2 protein-coding genes are annotated in these 637 nt (G+C 58.5%); both read left to right on the forward strand.

Annotated elements, in window-relative coordinates:
• The first annotated feature begins 12 nt into the window (after positions 1 to 12).
• Complete coding sequence (locus ACAN56_RS35535; protein ID WP_489685718.1) at positions 13 to 267, forward strand: AMP-binding protein; 255 nt, start codon at positions 13 to 15, stop codon at positions 265 to 267.
• The coding region (locus ACAN56_RS35400) for an AMP-binding protein (RefSeq protein ID WP_379148789.1) at positions 264 to 637 on the forward strand (374 nt) is incomplete at its 3' end. The genes ACAN56_RS35535 and ACAN56_RS35400, both read left to right, overlap by 4 nt.

Consider the following 637-nt stretch of genomic DNA (forward strand, 5'->3'; position numbering starts at 1 on the left):
ACCTACCGGGAGCTGGACGAGCGGTCGAACCGGTTGGCGCGGCGGCTGCGGGCCCAGGGGGTGAAACTCAATGATCATGTCGGGCTGATGACCGGGCGGGGCTTTGAGATGATCATCGGTATGCTGGCGATTCTGAAAGCCGGCGCGGCGTATGTACCGATGGATCCGGACTACCCGCAAAGCCGGATCGCACATATGATCAGCCATGCGGGAGTGAGCGTCGTTGTCGTCGATCAGGCGTATGCAGAAGCGCCTGCGCNGAGATGATCATCGGTATGCTGGCGATTCTGAAAGCCGGCGCGGCGTATGTACCGATGGATCCGGACTACCCGCAAAGCCGGATCGCACATATGATCAGCCATGCGGGAGTGAGCGTCGTTGTCGTCGATCAGGCGTATGCAGAAGCGCCTGCGCAAATCATCGACAGCCGGGACCCTTCGCTAATCGAGTATTCCGGCGAGGCGCTTCGCCTTGCCAAAGATTCGCACGAGTTGGCGTACATTATATATACATCCGGTTCAACCGGGGAGCCGAAAGGCGTCATGATTGAGCATCATTCGGCCGTGAACCTGGTCAGCTGGGTCAATCAGGAATTTGGCGTGCATGAGGAAGACCGGCTGTTGTTCATCACGTCGAT

This window comes from Paenibacillus paludis, assembly GCF_042610515.1.
GTDB lineage: Bacteria > Bacillota > Bacilli > Paenibacillales > Paenibacillaceae > Paenibacillus_AQ.